This is a genomic window from Bacillus sp. FSL R5-0659, assembly GCF_038008785.1.
Lineage (GTDB): Bacteria > Bacillota > Bacilli > Bacillales > Bacillaceae > Bacillus > Bacillus safensis.
This window is the reverse complement of the sequence record NZ_JBBOZU010000001.1, coordinates 2,581,759-2,598,565: the sequence shown is the minus strand read 5'-3', so window position 1 is coordinate 2,598,565 and position 16,807 is coordinate 2,581,759. Positions and strand designations below refer to the sequence as shown.

General features: G+C 42.1%; 16 protein-coding genes. 14 read left to right on the top strand and 2 right to left on the bottom strand.

What is annotated here, in order from left to right; translation table 11 throughout:
- Positions 1–89: 89 nt before the first annotated feature.
- On the top strand, positions 90–938 hold the full coding sequence (locus NSQ72_RS13285) for a YtnP family quorum-quenching lactonase (RefSeq protein WP_126681463.1): 849 nt from the start codon (positions 90–92) through the stop codon (positions 936–938).
- A gap of 74 nt (positions 939–1,012) precedes the next feature.
- The gene (locus NSQ72_RS13280) at positions 1,013–2,710 is read left to right on the top strand and encodes an NAD-dependent malic enzyme (protein ID WP_144494616.1); all 1,698 of its coding nucleotides are present in this window, start codon (positions 1,013–1,015) and stop codon (positions 2,708–2,710) included.
- A gap of 41 nt (positions 2,711–2,751) precedes the next feature.
- Here the strand turns inward: NSQ72_RS13280 and NSQ72_RS13275 are convergent, their stop codons facing one another.
- Positions 2,752–3,066, bottom strand: a complete 315-nt coding sequence (locus NSQ72_RS13275) for a PepSY domain-containing protein (protein ID WP_003217759.1) — start codon at positions 3,064–3,066, stop codon at positions 2,752–2,754.
- A 199-nt stretch (positions 3,067–3,265) separates the two neighbouring features.
- On the opposite strand from NSQ72_RS13275, the gene NSQ72_RS13270 reads away from it, so the two are divergent.
- Positions 3,266–4,339: a M42 family metallopeptidase gene (locus tag NSQ72_RS13270; protein WP_251180607.1), complete on the top strand. Its 1,074-nt coding sequence runs from the start codon at positions 3,266–3,268 to the stop codon at positions 4,337–4,339.
- 249 nt (positions 4,340–4,588) lie between these two features.
- On the opposite strand, the gene NSQ72_RS13265 is transcribed toward NSQ72_RS13270, so the two are convergent.
- A complete protein-coding gene (locus tag NSQ72_RS13265) occupies positions 4,589–5,035 on the bottom strand; it encodes a YtoQ family protein (RefSeq protein ID WP_024426182.1) in 447 nt (148 codons plus the stop codon).
- A 200-nt stretch (positions 5,036–5,235) separates the two neighbouring features.
- Between NSQ72_RS13265 and NSQ72_RS13260 the strand changes: the two genes are divergently transcribed.
- The 11 genes from NSQ72_RS13260 to ccpA all read left to right on the top strand — a co-directional run bounded on the left by NSQ72_RS13260 (position 5,236) and on the right by ccpA (position 16,805).
- Positions 5,236–6,264: a PTS transporter subunit IIC gene (locus NSQ72_RS13260; protein WP_058838261.1), complete on the top strand. Its 1,029-nt coding sequence runs from the start codon at positions 5,236–5,238 to the stop codon at positions 6,262–6,264.
- Complete coding sequence (locus tag NSQ72_RS13255) at positions 6,251–6,571, top strand: thioredoxin family protein (protein WP_024424860.1); 321 nt, start codon at positions 6,251–6,253, stop codon at positions 6,569–6,571. Before NSQ72_RS13260 ends, NSQ72_RS13255 begins: the two co-directional genes overlap by 14 nt.
- Before the next feature lie 20 nt (positions 6,572–6,591).
- Complete coding sequence (locus NSQ72_RS13250; RefSeq protein WP_064497808.1) at positions 6,592–7,404, top strand: DUF1444 domain-containing protein; 813 nt, start codon at positions 6,592–6,594, stop codon at positions 7,402–7,404.
- A 16-nt stretch (positions 7,405–7,420) separates the two neighbouring features.
- Entirely contained in the window at positions 7,421–8,026 is a 606-nt protein-coding gene (gene ytpR / locus NSQ72_RS13245; protein ID WP_039180694.1) for a YtpR family tRNA-binding protein, read from the top strand.
- Between the two features lie 196 nt (positions 8,027–8,222).
- Complete coding sequence (locus NSQ72_RS13240; protein ID WP_341084261.1) at positions 8,223–10,955, top strand: DNA translocase FtsK; 2,733 nt, start codon at positions 8,223–8,225, stop codon at positions 10,953–10,955.
- Positions 10,956–11,257: 302 nt separating this feature from the next.
- Positions 11,258–12,556: a UDP-N-acetylmuramate--L-alanine ligase gene (murC, locus tag NSQ72_RS13235; protein ID WP_039180691.1), complete on the top strand. Its 1,299-nt coding sequence runs from the start codon at positions 11,258–11,260 to the stop codon at positions 12,554–12,556.
- 224 nt (positions 12,557–12,780) lie between these two features.
- On the top strand, positions 12,781–13,200 hold the full coding sequence (locus NSQ72_RS13230) for a DUF948 domain-containing protein (RefSeq protein ID WP_024424855.1): 420 nt from the start codon (positions 12,781–12,783) through the stop codon (positions 13,198–13,200).
- Positions 13,201–13,226: 26 nt separating this feature from the next.
- Positions 13,227–13,697 (top strand): YtxH domain-containing protein, encoded by a 471-nt coding sequence (locus NSQ72_RS13225; RefSeq protein WP_039180684.1) that lies wholly within the window; start codon positions 13,227–13,229, stop codon positions 13,695–13,697.
- A 33-nt stretch (positions 13,698–13,730) separates the two neighbouring features.
- Positions 13,731–14,054 carry a bacillithiol system redox-active protein YtxJ gene (gene ytxJ, locus NSQ72_RS13220; RefSeq protein WP_039180682.1) on the top strand — a complete coding sequence of 108 codons (324 nt, stop codon included), beginning with the start codon at positions 13,731–13,733 and terminating at the stop codon, positions 14,052–14,054.
- A 221-nt stretch (positions 14,055–14,275) separates the two neighbouring features.
- Positions 14,276–15,352, top strand: a complete 1,077-nt coding sequence (locus tag NSQ72_RS13215; RefSeq protein ID WP_034279528.1) for a bifunctional 3-deoxy-7-phosphoheptulonate synthase/chorismate mutase — start codon at positions 14,276–14,278, stop codon at positions 15,350–15,352.
- Positions 15,353–15,803: 451 nt separating this feature from the next.
- Complete coding sequence (ccpA, locus tag NSQ72_RS13210) at positions 15,804–16,805, top strand: catabolite control protein A (RefSeq protein ID WP_024424851.1); 1,002 nt, start codon at positions 15,804–15,806, stop codon at positions 16,803–16,805.
- Positions 16,806–16,807: the final 2 nt, after the last annotated feature.

Sequence of the window (16,807 nt, the reverse complement as noted above, 5' to 3'; positions counted from 1 at the left end):
AAAATTGCAGTCAGCTTTTTTTATGAAAAGATTGGTGCATGCGATTTTTGGCTGTATTTGCTACGATAGAAAAAGGAGGGATGACAGCAATGGAGACAATGAAAATAGGTGAAATGGAACTGTTTTGGTTAAACGGGGGAGATACGCACATGGACGGCGGTGCAATGTTCGGTGTCGTGCCAAAGCCTTTATGGTCAAAAAAATACCCGGTTAATGAACGCAATCAAATTGAATTACGATGTGATCCAATCCTCATTCGGTGGAAGGGACTGCATCTGTTAGTGGATTCCGGCATCGGGTCAGGGAAGCTGACAGATAAACAAAAACGCAATTACGGCGTGACAGAGGAAACCAAATTGGAAGAATCTCTAGCGGCCCTTGGTCTGCGCCCATCAGATATAGATTACGTATTAATGACACACCTGCACTTTGATCATGCCAGCGGATTAACAAAACGTGAAGGCGATAAGCTCGTGTCTGTTTTTCAGCAGGCAAAAATCATCACATCGAAAATCGAATGGGATGAAATGAGAGCGCCGAACATTCGCTCAAGAAATACATATTGGAAAGAAAACTGGGAGCCTGTGGCAGATCAAGTGGTCACATTTGAAGAAAGTATTGAAGTGATAGAAGGCATCGAGCTCCACCATACAGGCGGCCATAGCAATGGTCATAGTATTTTAACGCTCACAAGTGAGGGCGAAACAGCGATTCATTTAGCTGATATCATGCCTACACACGCTCATAAAAATCCACTCTGGGTTTTGGCATATGATGATTACCCAATGACGTCGATTCCAGCCAAGCAAAAGTGGCAGGCATTTGCAGAAGAAAAAAATGCGTGGTATTTGTTTTATCATGATGCCATTTATCGTGCTGTAAAATGGGACGAAGACGGGCAGATTACACACGAAATCAAAAGAGAAACAGGAAGATAAAAGATCATCTGTATGTTTTTTTCGCCTTTCACACAAAATAACGACAAAATGAACTTGTGAAAGGAAGAGTGCAGGTGAACCAATTTTATCGTGTACATGGTGATGTGATCGAAACACCATTAAGAGGGATGGAAGTCATGTCAGTCCCTTATTTAAACAAAGGGGTTGCATTTACAAAGGAAGAGCGGAAGGAGCTCGGGTTAAAGGGATTTCTTCCGCCTAAGGTTTTAACTTTAGAGGATCAAGCAAAGCGTGCATATGAGCAGTTCAAGGCACAGCCGGATGAGCTAGGGAAAAATGTGTATTTAACATCACTTCATGATAGAAACGAAGTGCTTTTTTACAAATTACTTAATGAGCACTTGGCGGAAATGCTTCCGATTGTCTACACGCCGACTGTAGGAACGGCTATTCAGCGTTATAGCCATGAGTATCGAAAGCCGAGAGGGCTTTATTTATCGATTGATGATCTGGAAGGCATGGAAGAGATTTTTGCTTCTTATGGTGTTGATGAATCAATTGATTTAATCGTTGCAACTGATGCAGAAGGCATTTTAGGCATTGGAGACTGGGGCGTTGGCGGGATTGCCATTTCAGTCGGGAAACTTGCTGTTTATACAGCTGCAGCAGGCATTGATCCTAGCCGCGTTCTGGCGGTAGTGCTTGATGCCGGGACGAACCAGGAAAGTCTCTTAAATGATCCGCTTTATGTTGGCAATCAGCACTCCCGCGTTCGAGGAGAGCGCTATGATCAGTTCATTGATCAATATGTCGAGCTTGCCCGTGCTACTTTCCCAAACGCGCTCCTTCACTGGGAAGACTTTGGTACAAAGAATGCCCGTGCGATATTGGAAAAATATAAGGACCGCATTTGTACATTTAACGATGACATTCAAGGAACTGGCGCCGTTTCACTTGCTGCAGTTCTGGCGTGTGCAAAAGCTTCGAAGGTTCCGCTGAAAGATCACCGTATCGTCATTTTTGGAGCGGGTACGGCAGGTATTGGCATAGCCGAGCAAATCCGTGATGCGATCGTCAGAGACGGAGTCAAAGAAGAGGAGTCCTATGATCATTTCTGGTGTATTGATAAAACAGGGCTGCTCACAGATGATTCACCTGACATTCTGCCATTTCAAAAGCCGTATGCAAGACGTTCTGACGAAGTAAAGGATTATGCCCGTAATGGTCCAAAGCATTCGATTGATCTATTAGAGGTCGTCAAACAGGCGAAACCTACAATCTTAATTGGCACCTCGACGGTCGGAGGAGCATTTACAGAGGAAATTGTAAAAGAAATGGCGTCACACGTGGAGCGCCCTGCCATTTTACCGATGTCGAATCCGACACCTCTTTCAGAAGCAAAGCCGCAAGATCTGATTGAGTGGACTGAAGGACGCGCACTTGTGACAACGGGAAGCCCATTTGATCCTGTTGAATATGGAGGCGTCACATATGAAATTGGACAAGCGAATAATGCCCTTGTCTTCCCAGGTCTTGGTCTAGGCACGATTGTGTCAAAAGCCAGGTTGATGACAGACAGTATGTTTGTTGCGAGTGCTGAAGCCATTGCAAGCATGGTCAATGTGGGGAAGCCGGGTGCAGCGATGCTGCCAAGTGTCGATCAGCTTCGAACCGTTTCAGCAACAGTGGCCGTCCGCGTGGCGCAGGCAGCAATTGATGAAGGAATAGCAGAAGAAACGCCTGATGACCTCATTCAGGCTGTGCAGGACGCGATGTGGCATCCTGTGTACAAAAAAATCAAAGCCATATAAAAAAAGCTTCGCAAGGACATGTCTTTGCGAAGCTTTCTTGATCAAGCAACAGAATCAATTACATCAACGATCATGCCTGTTTTGGCATCAATCATCACTTCATACTGTTCAAGCTCGCCAAAGGCAGAGCGGGTAATACCAGATTTGTACACATCAATCGTTTCACCATTTACGGTATACGGTTCTGGTACAGTATAAATCCAAGAGCCATCAATCGGGCCGCGCTGTTTAAAAGCAGATTTCACAATTTTTAATGCTTTTTCAGACGAAATATACGTAGGGAAAAATACTTTCTTTGCAACAATTGCAGCGGCTACGCCAATACTCGCACCAATCAGAACATGTTTTAACTTCAACGTGCTGCACCTCCGTATTGCTGTTTTTTCCATTATACAAAACTTGTCCATTGATGTTAAGGAATCCGAATACTTGAAAGCATATTCAAAATTTTTAGAGAGATACTTGGAAAACCGAAAGAATTCTTATAGTATAAAGTGAGTGTTATTTTTATAGGAATATATATGGTCATTACATAGAAACGAGGTAAACTGTAGAATGAACGAAGAAACATTGTCGCTTTTCCGAAATTTAACAGAATTACAGGGAACTCCAGGAAATGAGCACCATGTGCGTGCTTTTATGAAAAAAGAACTTGAGAAATATTCTGATGAACTCATCCAAGACCGTCTTGGCGGAGTGTTTGGCGTACGCAAGGGGCCGGAAAACGCACCGAAAATTATGGTAGCAGGTCATATGGATGAAGTCGGATTCATGGTCTCATCGATTACGAAAAACGGAATGATTCGTTTTCAAACCCTTGGCGGCTGGTGGAGTCAAGTCATGCTGGCGCAGCGTGTGGACGTTCATACCGATCACGGGCCAATTCCTGGTGTCGTCTCGAGTACACCTCCTCATCTTCTGACGCCAGAACAAAAAAGCAAACCTGTGAAGCCGTCAGATATGCTTATTGATATTGGTGCAGACAGTGAAGAAGAGGCAAAAGCGCTTGGCGTTCGCCCAGGACAGCAAATCGTTCCTGCAACGGTATTTACCCCAATGGCGAATCCAAAAAAGATTTTGGCAAAGGCTTGGGATAACCGTTATGGCTGCGGCCTTGCAATTGAATTATTAAAAGAATTAAAAGATGAATCACTTTCATGCCAGTTGTATTCAGGAGCAACTGTTCAAGAGGAAGTAGGGCTTAGAGGAGCTGAGGTAGCTGCAAACATGATTCAGCCAGATCTTTTCTTCGCTTTAGATGCAAGTCCTGCAAACGATGTGACAGGTGATAAAACACAGTTCGGCCAGCTTGGAAAAGGTACACTTCTGCGTATTTTTGACCGCACAATGATTACGCACCGCGGAATGAGAGACTTTGTACTCGATACTGCTGAGACAAACAACATTCCATATCAATATTTCGTATCACCGGGTGGTACGGACGCTGGACGTGTTCATATTTCAAACCAAGGTGTGCCTTCTGCTGTCATTGGGGTATGCGCACGCTACATTCATACAAGTCATTCTGTGTTACATGTGGATGATTACGCAGCGGCAAAAGAGTTAATTGTCCGCCTAGTGAAAAATTGTGATCAAAGTACAGTGGATTCTATTTATCAACAAGTATAAATAGAATAGAAAAAGGCTGCTTCTTCAATGAGAGCAGCTTCAGCGTGTAGACAAACCCTCGCATTCTTTGTCAGTCCTGCGTGCCGGTGCTCACGAATGTACAATTCGCTCCGCTCCGGTACTCGTCCTTCCTAGGGCTGCAAAGGTTTTCTATCACGCTGAAAAGAAGACAAAGGGCTAAAATAAAGATCATTTTAGCCCTTTGTCAACAATCTGAGGCTGCTTCTTCAATAAGAGCAGCCTTTTTTCTTATTGCTGTTCAAACACGTAAGATAACGCCTTGATCGCTTGGTTTACAGTTTCCACAGTGATATTTGCTTTGTTTGAGAGTTCTTTTAGCGGATGGTGCAGCTCTTTTGGACGGATTAAAATAAGAGGTTTCCCTTTTGCAATTGCAGCAGACGCATCCATGGCTGTGTTCCACTGTTTATATTTCTCACCAAAGCGTGCAATGACGACATCTGCTTTGTTTAATAAAATTTCAGTACGAAAATTGTTCAAATCAGACGCTGCATCATCTTTGAAAATGGCATTCGGCTGCTCACCTAAAATATCCTCACCGATGTTATCTGAGCGGTCATGATTCTCCATTGGACCGACAAATGTCACCGGAAGCTTCAAAGATTGGCTTTTTTCCTTGATTTCATCACGCCACTGGCTATGAATTTCTCCAGCTAAATAAACAGTTAATTGCATAACGAACTCCTCCTTTTGTACAAACTTAGTAAAGGTTTGTCCTGTTTCTTTTCATGTTACACAAGAAGTGCTTGATAAAGCAAAAAAAATATGATTATGATATTCATGGTAGAGACAATTTTTCATCGTAAGAATACTACATATAATGGGAAGGACAGGCCTCTTCGTCTTTCCTATGAGAAAGCAGGAAGACGACGTTGATGACTTATTTGAAAAGAAAGGGGATCTCCCTTTCGCCAAAGGTGTATTTCATTGATGCACTTTCTTATATGGCTTTAGGTCTATTTGCTACATTAGTGGTAGGTCTGATTTTAAAAACAGCAGGTGGTCTGTTATCACTTTCTCTCATTGTGAAAATGGGTACGCTTGCTATGGGTCTGATGGGACCGGCAATTGGTGTAGCAGTTGCTTATCGCTTAAATGCTTCTCCATTAATCATTTTTGCAAGTGTTGTCTCAGGTGCCGCTGGAGCAGAGCTTGGGGGACCAGCCGGAAGCTTCGTGGCTGCTCTAATTGGGGTGGAACTCGGCAAACTGGTTAGTGGTGAGACAAGAATTGATATTATTTTAACGCCGCTTGTCACCATTATCACTGGCTTTTTCACTGCTGCTTTCATCGGTCCTGGCATTCAGGCGATGATGACAGGGCTTGGCAGACTTATCATGTGGGGGACAGACCAAAGCCCGCTGATCATGGGCATGCTAGTAGCGACCATTGTTGGACTTGCTCTAAGTTCTCCGATTTCAAGTGCTGCACTTGCGCTCATGCTTGACTTAAGCGGAACAGCTGCTGGTGCTGCAACGATTGGCTGCTGTGCCCAAATGGTTGGCTTTGCTGCTGCAGGTTTTAGAGAAAATCGCTTTGGCGGGCTTGCGGCTGTCGGCATTGGGACGTCAAAGTTGCAGCTTTCGAACATTGTGAAAAACCCCCTCATCCTGATTCCGCCGACGATTGCTGGTCTGATTCTCGCGCCAATTGGTATTATTGGCTTTGGGATGGTCAATAATGCGGCAGGAGCGGGAATGGGAACGAGCGGGCTTGTTGGACAGCTCATGACCCTCACTGTCATGGGGTTTCATCCATCTGTATTTCTGGCGATAGCTCTCTTGCATATCGTTGGCCCGGCAGTGATTAGTTTGGTAGTATCAGAATGGATGAGAAAGAAAGGCTATATACAATTCGGAGATTTAACCATACAAACTGGAGGAATGAAACATGAAAAAAATTGAATCTAACGAAGAATTACAAAAAGTGATTCAAGAAGACTTAACGGTATTGCTATTTTCAGCTGACTGGTGCCCGGACTGCACATTTATTGAGCCATTCTTGCCAGAGCTTGAAGCAAACTACCCAGAATTTGAGTACTTCTATGTCGATAGAGACAAGTTCATTGACACTTGTGCAGAGTGGGAAATTTACGGCATTCCAAGCTTTTTAGTCTTTAAAAACGGACAAGAGATTAACCGCTTTGTTAGCAAAGATCGTAAGACAAAGGAAGAGATAGAAGCATTTTTAACAGATTCTCTTTCTAAATAACGAAAGGAGAGTCTAAAACGATGGCAAAAATGACATCAAGACAGCTTGCGAATGAACTCAAAAGCCGTCTGACGAACGACAGCTGGTCACACCAGTTTGATCGGGAAAAAGATACGCTTCGTATTGAAGATAAACAAACAGGCAAAGGCATCACACTAGAGCTCCCGCCAATTATTGCAAAGTGGGAAGTAAAGCCTGATGAAACAATTGATGAGATTGTTTATTATGTGAAAGAAGCGCTGAGTGCCATGAAAGGCGAAGCGCAGCACATTTCAGGAAAAGAAAAGCATATCTATCCGGTCATTCGTTCCACTTCCTTTCCTGAGGCATCAAGTGATGGAATTCCGCTCGTATTTGATGAGCATACAGCTGAAACGAGAATCTACTATGCACTTGACCTTGGAAGCACCTACCGATTAATTGATGAAAAGATGCTTCAAAAGGAAAACTGGACAAAAGAGCGAATCAGAGAAACTGCAAGCTTCAACGTTCGTTCACTAGAAACTGTAGTGAAAATGGATGAAGTGGCAGGCAACCTGTTTTATTTCTTCCGTGCAAATGACGGATATGACGCCAGCAGACTTTTAAATGAGTCGTTATTACAAGAATACGCGCAAAAAATAGAAGGACAAATGGCGATTTCTGTTCCTCATCAAGATGTATTCATCATTGCAGATGTTCGCAATGATTCAGGCTATGATATTTTAGGACAGATGTCGATGAGCTTCTTCGCCAGCGGTACGGTTCCGATTACCGCATTGTCATTTTTATATGATGAGGGTAAGCTTGAACCGATCTTTATACTTGCAAAAAGCAGACCAAAACAGCAGTAGAAGGGAATTTTGAAGAATGAATGTTTTTTATAATGCAGAAGGTGTAGGCGACACACTCCTTATTTCATTGAAAGATGTGACGAGAGAAGAAGTAGGACATGAGACGTTTGGAGATGTTGTACGAATCTTCAATCAAGAAACAAAAGAAACAACAGGCTTTAATATCTTCAATGCATCTACTTACATGAAAATTGAAGAAAACGGATCTGTCCCGCTTTCTGAAACCATTGTTCAAGATATCAATGAAATTTTAAACCGCAACGGTGTCAGTGAAACGTTGACTGTGGATCTATCACCAAAATTTGTTGTCGGCTATGTAAAGGAAAAAGAAAAGCATCCGAATGCAGATAAATTAAACATTTGCCAAGTTGATGTGGGCGATGAAACCTTACAAATCGTGTGCGGTGCACCAAACGTTGACCAAGGCCAATATGTCGTGGTGGCGAAAGTCGGCGCAGTGATGCCAAGCGGTATGGTCATCAAAGATGCTGAGCTAAGAGGGGTTCCATCAAGCGGCATGATTTGTTCAGCAAAAGAGTTAGATCTTCCAGACGCACCTGCTGAAAAAGGGATACTTGTTTTAGATGATAGCCATCAAGCTGGCGAACCATTTAAAGCATAACCTCCCATAAACGGGCACATAGGAGCGAAGAATGTGTTATACCAAAAGTCACTAAGTACGTACTTAGTGACTTTTTTTCATCTACAGACAGCATGAACAGCATAAACCGGCACTTTTCTCGCTTTTCTGCATGAAAAAGCAATGGTATACTAAAAATCGCCCAAGAAAACGTAAGGGGAGTTAAAGTGAGTGATAAATGATGAGTTGGTTAGATAAATTTTTTAGTGTATTTTTAGGAGAAGAAAAGAAAGAAGAAAAAGCTGTAAGACCTGAAGAAGATCTAGCTGCACCAAAGCAGCCAGCTTTTGAACAGCATAAAGAATATAAAAAAATCGAAGATACGAAAGTGTATTATGAATATCCAAAAGGCAACTTTCGGTTTCCGCTCGTTCCAGATGAACCTCTGCGTGACGGAGTGAAGCCGGAGAGAAAACACGCCAAACCAAGACAGTCAAAGACCAGACAGACAACCTATCAGCCTAAACAAACGCTTCAGCCTGATATGAATAAAAAGCCATTCAAGCCAGAGCAAATTCCATCACCGATTTATGGCTACCATCAGGATATGCGTCCAAAAAAGGCAGAAGCAAAAGAAGAAGCAGGATCAGTTCAAAGGAAAGCAACAGAAGAAACGGCGCAGCGTGTCACACTGTTATCAGAAGAGGCAGAGCGTGAACGGAATGTCAGGCAGCAAATGAACATCCCATCTATTCAGAAAGAAAAACGTATCGAGGAAATGGTTTCAGCATCAGCAAAAGAGAGAGCGGATAAGGAGCCAGAAGTAATCCCGCATACATTGCAAGAGGAACTCGCTTATCAAGATCATGTTCAATCGACGATGGAACGTTTAACAGACGAGCCTTTCCAGCTAGAAGAAAACGAGCCAGAAGATCATCATGAAGCTGATTTACATAAGCAGCAAGCCGAAGTCTATCAGGAGCAGGCGGTACAGTCCGAGCCGGAACAGGCTGCCACCAGCGATGAAGAAGAAATAAAAGACGAGCCTGTCCATCAGTTTGAAGATCATACTGAGGAAATAGACATGTTGACCTTCGAAACACCGGAACCTTCGCAGCCAGCGATTGAAATGGAAGCAGACATTCTAGCAGAAGAAGCAGCGGCGTTAACAGAAAATATGTCAGCAGAACCAGTGGAAGAAGTAGAAGCTAATCCAATAGAAGACAAACAAGAAGAAGCGCCCGCGGCAGCATATGAAGAAGCTGAGCCAGTCCAACATGACCTGCAGGAAGATCAGCTGGTTCAAGAAGCTGAAATTGAAGAAGAACAAGTGATGCCAGTAGAACAAGTAACAGAGGAACAAACTGCATCTGAACCGGCAGAAACGGTCATAGAACAGACAGAGCAGCAAGAACAAACGCACGAAGTCAAGAAAGAAGAACCAAAACAGACATCTCCGCAGCCACCACGTGCAAGCGGTCAAACCTCTACGGTTCCGTTTAATGTCATGATGTTAAAAAGCGATCAGCGCGTGCAAGGGCAAAAGAAAGCAGCCGACACACAAGGGTATGTTTTTCCAAGTCTCGCCCTTTTAGACGTACCGCCAGCTCAAAAAGAAGAGGACGGGACATGGGTGAAAGAGCGGGCAGAGCTGCTTAATGCGACGCTTAAAAATTTCAATGTAAGAGCAAGTGTTGTCCATGTCACACAGGGTCCTTCTGTGACAAGGTTTGAAGTACATCCAGAACCAGGTGTCAAAGTGAACAAAATCACGAACCTGTCAGATGATATTAAACTTAGTTTGTCCGCAAAGGATATTCGAATTGAAGCACCGATTCCAGGGAAGAACACGATCGGGATCGAAGTGCCAAACCTGCACAGTAAAATGGTGTTCTTAAGAGAAATGATCAGAAGCAGTGCATTTAGAGACAATCCATCTCCTTTAACAGCAGCACTTGGATTAGATATCTCAGGCCAGCCTGTCGTGGTTGATCTGCAAAAAATGCCGCACGGCTTAATTGCTGGAGCAACTGGTTCAGGAAAAAGTGTCTGCATTAATACGATTTTAGTGAGCTTAATGTTTAAAGCATCACCAGATGAAGTGAAAATGCTCTTAATTGACCCTAAAATGGTTGAATTAGCGCCGTATAACCACATTCCGCACCTTGTGAGTCCTGTCATTACCGATGCCAAGACAGCAACAGCTGCTCTGAAATGGGTAGTGGATGAAATGGAAAGACGCTATGAACTATTTGCACACTCTGGCGTGAGAGAAATTAAACGATTCAATGAGCTTGTAAAAGAAAAACAAATGGGTGAAAAACTACCTTATCTCGTCGTGGTGATCGATGAGCTGGCTGATTTAATGATGGTCGCACCAAATGAAGTCGAAGAAAGCATCTGCCGAATTGCTCAAAAAGCAAGAGCATGCGGCATTCACTTATTGATTGCGACACAAAGACCTTCTGTTGATGTCATCACAGGTCTTATTAAAGCCAATATCCCAACAAGAATTGCGTTTTCTGTTTCAAGTCAGGTTGATTCAAGAACGATCATTGACATGGCCGGTGCTGAAAAGCTTCTTGGAAAAGGAGACATGCTCTTCTTAGAAAATGGCTCCGGCAAGCCGACAAGGCTGCAAGGGAACTTTGTATCAGATCGGGAAATTGATCAAGTGGTGGCACATGTGAGAAAGCAGCGCAAGCCAGTGTTCCTCTTTGAACAGGAGGAACTAATGCTTCAAGGCTCTGCGATTACAGACGAAGATGAATTGTTTATGGATGCCTGTCGTTTTGCCATCGAGCAGAATAGCGCTAGTACATCAAGTTTGCAGCGAAGATTTAGAATTGGCTACAATCGTGCAGCCAGACTGATTGACATGATGGAGCGCGAGGGCATGATTTCTGGTGCGAAAGGCAGTAAGCCAAGAGAAGTACTCATGACGCTGAGTGACTTAGAACAGTTGATCTAAACAAACCACTTCATTTTTTTTATAAACATGGTATGATAGCACATAGGTGCAATTTTGTAATTGGACGCTTTTCGCATGTCTGTCAGAACGCTTTTTTATGTAAAATAAGCGGAAACAGGTGTTAGAAATGGGAAAGTTGTCGGATACTAATCATAGTTAATATTGATTAGAATAGGAAGATCGGAAAAAATCTTTATTTGGAGCTGCGATCTGTGATCAGCTAGAGGCAAAAATCACAAGTTGCAAATTGAAATGAGCGTCATATACTGTAAGTCAGATAGACGTTTGTTGGAGGTACAATTATGACTGTTTATCATTTTGTTGGAATAAAAGGGACAGGTATGAGTCCACTGGCCCAAATTCTTCATGATACTGGGTATACTGTCCAAGGATCGGATATCGAAAAACATATCTTTACACAAAAAGCATTAGAAGAACGAAATATTAAAATCCTACCATTTGACCCAGATAATATTCAGCCAGGGATGACGGTCATCGCAGGAAATGCATTCCCTGATACACACCCTGAGATTGAACGTGCCCTTTCTGAAGGGATTCCTGTCATTCGTTACCATAAATTTCTTGGAGAATACATGGATTCATTCACAAACGTTGCGATTACTGGTGCTCATGGCAAAACATCGACAACAGGACTGCTTGCTCACGTCATGCAGGCAGCAAAACCTACTTCGTACTTAATAGGTGATGGATCTGGAATGGGGAAAGAAAACAGCGAGTATTTTGTCTTTGAAGCATGCGAATACCGCAGACACTTCCTCAGCTATCATCCAGATTATGCGATCATGACCAATATTGATTTTGATCACCCTGATTATTTCTCAGATATTGATGACGTATTTGATGCGTTTCAAAACATGGCGCTTCAAGTGAAAAAAGCGATTATTGCTTGCGGTGATGATGAGCACTTGCCAAAAATTCAAGCGAAGGTACCCGTTGTGTACTACGGTTTCAACGAAGAAAATGATTTCCAAGCTCGCAATGTTGTGAAAAATACGGAAGGCACTACATTTGATGTATTTGTACGCAATACATTTTATGATACCTTCTACATTCCTGCCTACGGAAATCATAATGTCCTCAACTCGTTAGCTGTTATCGCATTATGTCACTATGAGTCCATTGATGTAGAGCTTATCAAAGGCGCATTAAAGACATTTGGCGGTGTGAAACGACGCTTTAATGAAAAAGTGGTCGGTGAGCAGGTCTTAATTGATGATTATGCACATCATCCAACTGAAATTGAAGTCACAATTGAAGCAGCTCGCCAAAAATATCCGGACCGTGATATTGTGGCTGTCTTCCAGCCGCATACCTTCACACGTACACAGCAATTCTTAAGTGAATTTGCTGATAGTCTAAAGAAAGCCGACTATGTCTACCTTTGTGATATTTTCGGTTCAGCCCGCGAAAATATTGGGAAGCTGAGCATTGAAGATTTAAGAGAAAAAATCCCGCAGGCCCAATTGATTGAGGAAGAAGATACATCTGTGCTGAAAGCGCACGAAGATGCAATTCTGATCTTTATGGGAGCAGGAGACATTCAAAAATATTTGCGTGCTTATGAAAAAGTCGCTGTATAAATGCTAAACGAAAAGTGCCGTGTAAAACGGCACTTTTTTTATTTTGAATAAAATGTGACAAAAGAGCTAAATGTGTCAACATGTGCCGCTTTTTTTCGTTCGCTGTGGACAGGAATTAGCGAATAAGTGTAGAATTATTATTCAATCGGTCATTCTAGGCGATGTTTGAATGATACAACGAGAGGGTAATGAATTGAATATGCCCGCAGCAAAGGAGGTATCAGATGATTATTATTCTATATCTAAGCGTTGCACTGATCGCAATTGCTTTCCTCATTCTTGTCATCTATTTGTCCAAAACATTAAAATCCTTACAGCTGACATTAAAGAATGTTGCATCAACTTTAGAAGGTCTTGAAGGTCAGATGCAAGGTATCACCACAGAGACAGCACAGTTGCTACATAAGACGAATCAGCTTGCTGAAGATATTCAAGACAAATCGGCAAAACTTAACACAGTTGTGGATGCGGTGCAGGGAATTGGTGGCTCGATCAACCAATTTAATACAAGCATAAAGCAGGCAGCTGGTGCGGTTTCTTCATCCGTTGAAAGAAATCAAGAAAAAGTGACGGATGTGGTTAGCTGGAGTAACGCAGCACTTGAAATTTATAAAAAATGGAAACAGCGTAAACACCAAAAATAAACCATATTCGCATAGGAGGAATAATCATGAGCAAAGACGGAATCAATAGCAAAGACTTTTTGATCGGAACACTTATTGGTGGAATTGTTGGTGCAACAACAGCATTATTTTTAGCACCGAAGTCAGGGAAAGAGCTTCGCGATGATTTGAACACCCAAGCGAATGTTTTAAAAGAAAAAACAGATCGACTCGCAACAGATGCAAAAGAAAGAGGCACTGAATATGTGACGATTGCGAAAGATAAAACGTCTGAATTGTCTCAGCTTGTAGCAGAGCAGTCAAATCAGATTTTAGACAAAGTGAAAGACATAAAAGACCGTGCAGCTGGTAAAGCTAATCATGTGAAAAGTGAAGCAGAAGATGCGGCAGCTGATTTAGCAAGCGAAGCATCAGATGTAGCTGATGAAGCAAAAGTACGAGCACAAGAAGCAAAATCAGAAATTGAAGACGGCATCAAAGATATCAAAGAAAAAGTAGAACAATCTACTAAAGGCTAACCCTCACAGCTCGAAGTGAAGAAGGAGAACATCATGTCAAAACAACTCATTGAAACAGAAGAACAGTTTGATCAACTAACGAATCAAGATGGGACCTTTGTCTTTTTTAAACACAGTTTGACATGTCCGATCAGCCAAGCGGCTTTTCATGAGTTTGAAGCATTTGCGTCTGCACATGAAGACGTGCCAACGTATTTCTTGCAAATTCAAAATACGAGAGAGCTTTCATCCTACGTGGCTGAAAAATCGGGTGTAAAGCACGAAAGTCCTCAAGCACTCGTCTTTAGTGGTGGAAAAGTGAAGTGGCATGCATCCCACTCAAGCATTACAAAAGAAGCGCTTGAACATAACCTGTAAAAGAAAGAAACGTCAGCAGCGGCTGACGTTTTTTTATAAAAAAAGGTTTACTTGAACGAAAAGTATGCTATAATCTTACATACAATACTTTACCGCTTAAAAGCGTTTGGGTAATAAAGAAAATTTTCGTGACAATTCCGAAATCTTTGTTTATAATAAACCCTATCATGCAAAAATGAAAAAATAAAAAGCGAGAACAGGCAGAGGAAAGGATGACAAAAATGAGCAACAATGAACTAGAAAAATTGAGGCAGCAAGCAGATGAACTAAATCTTCAAATCTTAAAACTGATCAATGAAAGAGGAAACATTGTAAAAGAAATTGGAAAAGCGAAAGAAGCGCAAGGTGTCAACCGTTATGATCCTGTCAGAGAGCGCACAATGCTGAACCAAATTCTTGAAGAAAATGATGGACCATTTGAAAACTCAACCATTCAGCATATTTTCAAAGAGATTTTCAAAGCGGGTCTAGAGCTTCAAGAAGATGACCACAGCAAAGCACTTCTTGTTTCTCGTAAGAAAAAACCAGAAAACACAATCGTGAACATCAATGGGGAAGCGATCGGTGATGGAAAGCAGCGCTTCATCGTTGGACCATGTGCTGTTGAAAGCTACGAGCAAGTTGCAGAAGTAGCTGCAGCAGCGAAACAACAAGGGTTAAAACTACTACGCGGAGGCGCATTTAAACCTCGTACAAGTCCATACGATTTCCAAGGACTTGGTGTAGATGGTCTTAAGATTCTAAAGCGTGTAGCGGATGAATACGGTCTTGCTGTCATTAGTGAAATTGTTAATCCTGCTCATATTGAAGAAGCGATTGAGCATATTGATGTCATCCAAATTGGGGCACGTAACATGCAAAACTTTGAACTGTTAAAAGAAGCCGGTTCCGTGAAGAAACCAGTTCTTTTAAAACGCGGCCTTGCAGCGACCATTTCAGAATTCATCAATGCGGCTGAATACATCATCGCCCAAGGAAATGATCAAATCATCCTTTGCGAGCGCGGTATCCGCACATACGAAACAGCAACAAGAAATACACTAGATATCTCGGCAGTGCCAATCTTGAAACAAGAGACACATTTACCAGTCTTCGTTGATGTGACACATTCAACTGGACGTAGAGATCTTCTCCTTCCAACAGCAAAAGCAGCTCTTGCGATTGGAGCAGACGGTGTTATGGCAGAAGTACATCCAGATCCATCTGTTGCTCTATCTGATTCAGCGCAGCAAATGGACATTCCACAATTCGAAAAATGGTTAGATGCGTTAAGACCACTTGTCAACATTCACGCGTAATCATAGATAGAAATAGCCGCCGGAAACTGCCCGGCGGTTTTTTTATGGAATAAATACGATGAAGTTTGGGAATGAAAGGAAGAAAGCACATTGCAAGTTCAAAAAGAGCTTGTTCACAATGTTTTCATTTTTAAAAATCGATAGAATCTGTTAAGATCATTGTCATAGCTGGCGTTCTCGATGGTTTTTTATGAAATATGATTCAAATTACAGGTAACAAGCTGTTTAAAGTTTGTTTAATTTAGTTATAAAAAGAAAGGGAACGTTTTCATATGACAAAAAAACGTGTATAATTTCATAAAAGAATGTCATTTTGATGTAGATTGAAAAATTATGTGTCTCTTTTCATCATTTTAATGACAAATAGGATATTATTTTCCTCGTATCTGACATGTCTCTATCCAATTGGTGAATGCTATAGATATGAAGTGTATTTGAAGGAGTGATTTATGTGAATAATGTTACAATATATGATGTAGCAAGAGAAGCAAATGTAAGTATGGCAACGGTATCACGCGTAGTAAATGGTAATCCAAACGTAAAACCAACAACAAGAAAAAAGGTGCTTGAAGCGATTGATCGCCTTGGCTATCGTCCGAATGCAGTGGCACGAGGCCTAGCAAGTAAAAAAACAACGACAGTTGGGGTCATCATCCCTGATATTTCTAGTATCTTCTATTCGGAATTAGCACGCGGTATTGAAGATATCGCCACGATGTATAAATACAACATCATTTTGAGCAACTCAGATCAAAATACTGATAAAGAGCTTCATTTGTTAAATACGATGCTCGGTAAACAAGTAGACGGAATTGTCTTTATGGGCGGAAACATCACAGACGTGCATGTGGAAGAATTTAAGCGCTCTCCTGTTCCGATTGTGCTTGCAGCATCTGTTGAAGAGCAAGCTCAAACACCATCTGTCAACATCAACTATGAGCAGGCCATTTATGATTCAGTTCAGCTGTTAGTTGAAAAAGGACATAAACGAATTGCGTTTGTTTCTGGTCCAATGTCAGAACCAATTAATTCCGTGAGAAAACTTGCAGGTTATAAGCGTGCGCTTGAAGAAGCGGGCATCGCGTTTGACGATGCACTCGTCGCTGAAGGCGATTACTCTTATGATTCTGGAATTGAAGCACTTGCTCATCTGCTTGAGCAATCTGACAAGCCGACAGCTGTTATCGCAGCTACAGATGAAATGGCGCTAGGTGTCATTCATGGAGCACAAGACAGAGGGGTATCCATTCCTGAAGATTTAGAAGTGATTGGCTTCGATAACACAAGACTTTCTCTCATGGTGCGTCCTCAGTTGACAACAGTTGTTCAGCCGACATATGATATTGGTGCTGTTGCCATGAGACTGCTCACAAAGCTGATGAACAAAGAACAAGTGGACGATCAAATTGTTGAGCTTCCGCACAGAATTGAAGAAAGACAATCAACGAAATAAAA

What these genes read in the sequence shown, in the direction of transcription:
- NSQ72_RS13265 (WP_024426182.1), bottom strand. Translation starts at nt 5,035, where the DNA reads ATGCAATTAACTGTTTATTTAGCTGGAGAAATTCATAGCCAGTGGCGT.
- NSQ72_RS13240 (WP_341084261.1), top strand. Translation starts at nt 8,223, where the DNA reads ATGATGAGTTGGTTAGATAAATTTTTTAGTGTATTTTTAGGAGAAGAA.
- NSQ72_RS13285 (WP_126681463.1), top strand. Translation starts at nt 90, where the DNA reads ATGGAGACAATGAAAATAGGTGAAATGGAACTGTTTTGGTTAAACGGG.
- NSQ72_RS13260 (WP_058838261.1), top strand. Translation starts at nt 5,236, where the DNA reads ATGACTTATTTGAAAAGAAAGGGGATCTCCCTTTCGCCAAAGGTGTAT.
- NSQ72_RS13225 (WP_039180684.1), top strand. Translation starts at nt 13,227, where the DNA reads ATGAGCAAAGACGGAATCAATAGCAAAGACTTTTTGATCGGAACACTT.
- NSQ72_RS13255 (WP_024424860.1), top strand. Translation starts at nt 6,251, where the DNA reads ATGAAAAAAATTGAATCTAACGAAGAATTACAAAAAGTGATTCAAGAA.
- ytxJ (WP_039180682.1), top strand. Translation starts at nt 13,731, where the DNA reads ATGTCAAAACAACTCATTGAAACAGAAGAACAGTTTGATCAACTAACG.
- NSQ72_RS13270 (WP_251180607.1), top strand. Translation starts at nt 3,266, where the DNA reads ATGAACGAAGAAACATTGTCGCTTTTCCGAAATTTAACAGAATTACAG.
- ytpR (WP_039180694.1), top strand. Translation starts at nt 7,421, where the DNA reads ATGAATGTTTTTTATAATGCAGAAGGTGTAGGCGACACACTCCTTATT.
- NSQ72_RS13250 (WP_064497808.1), top strand. Translation starts at nt 6,592, where the DNA reads ATGGCAAAAATGACATCAAGACAGCTTGCGAATGAACTCAAAAGCCGT.
- NSQ72_RS13215 (WP_034279528.1), top strand. Translation starts at nt 14,276, where the DNA reads ATGAGCAACAATGAACTAGAAAAATTGAGGCAGCAAGCAGATGAACTA.
- murC (WP_039180691.1), top strand. Translation starts at nt 11,258, where the DNA reads ATGACTGTTTATCATTTTGTTGGAATAAAAGGGACAGGTATGAGTCCA.
- NSQ72_RS13230 (WP_024424855.1), top strand. Translation starts at nt 12,781, where the DNA reads ATGATTATTATTCTATATCTAAGCGTTGCACTGATCGCAATTGCTTTC.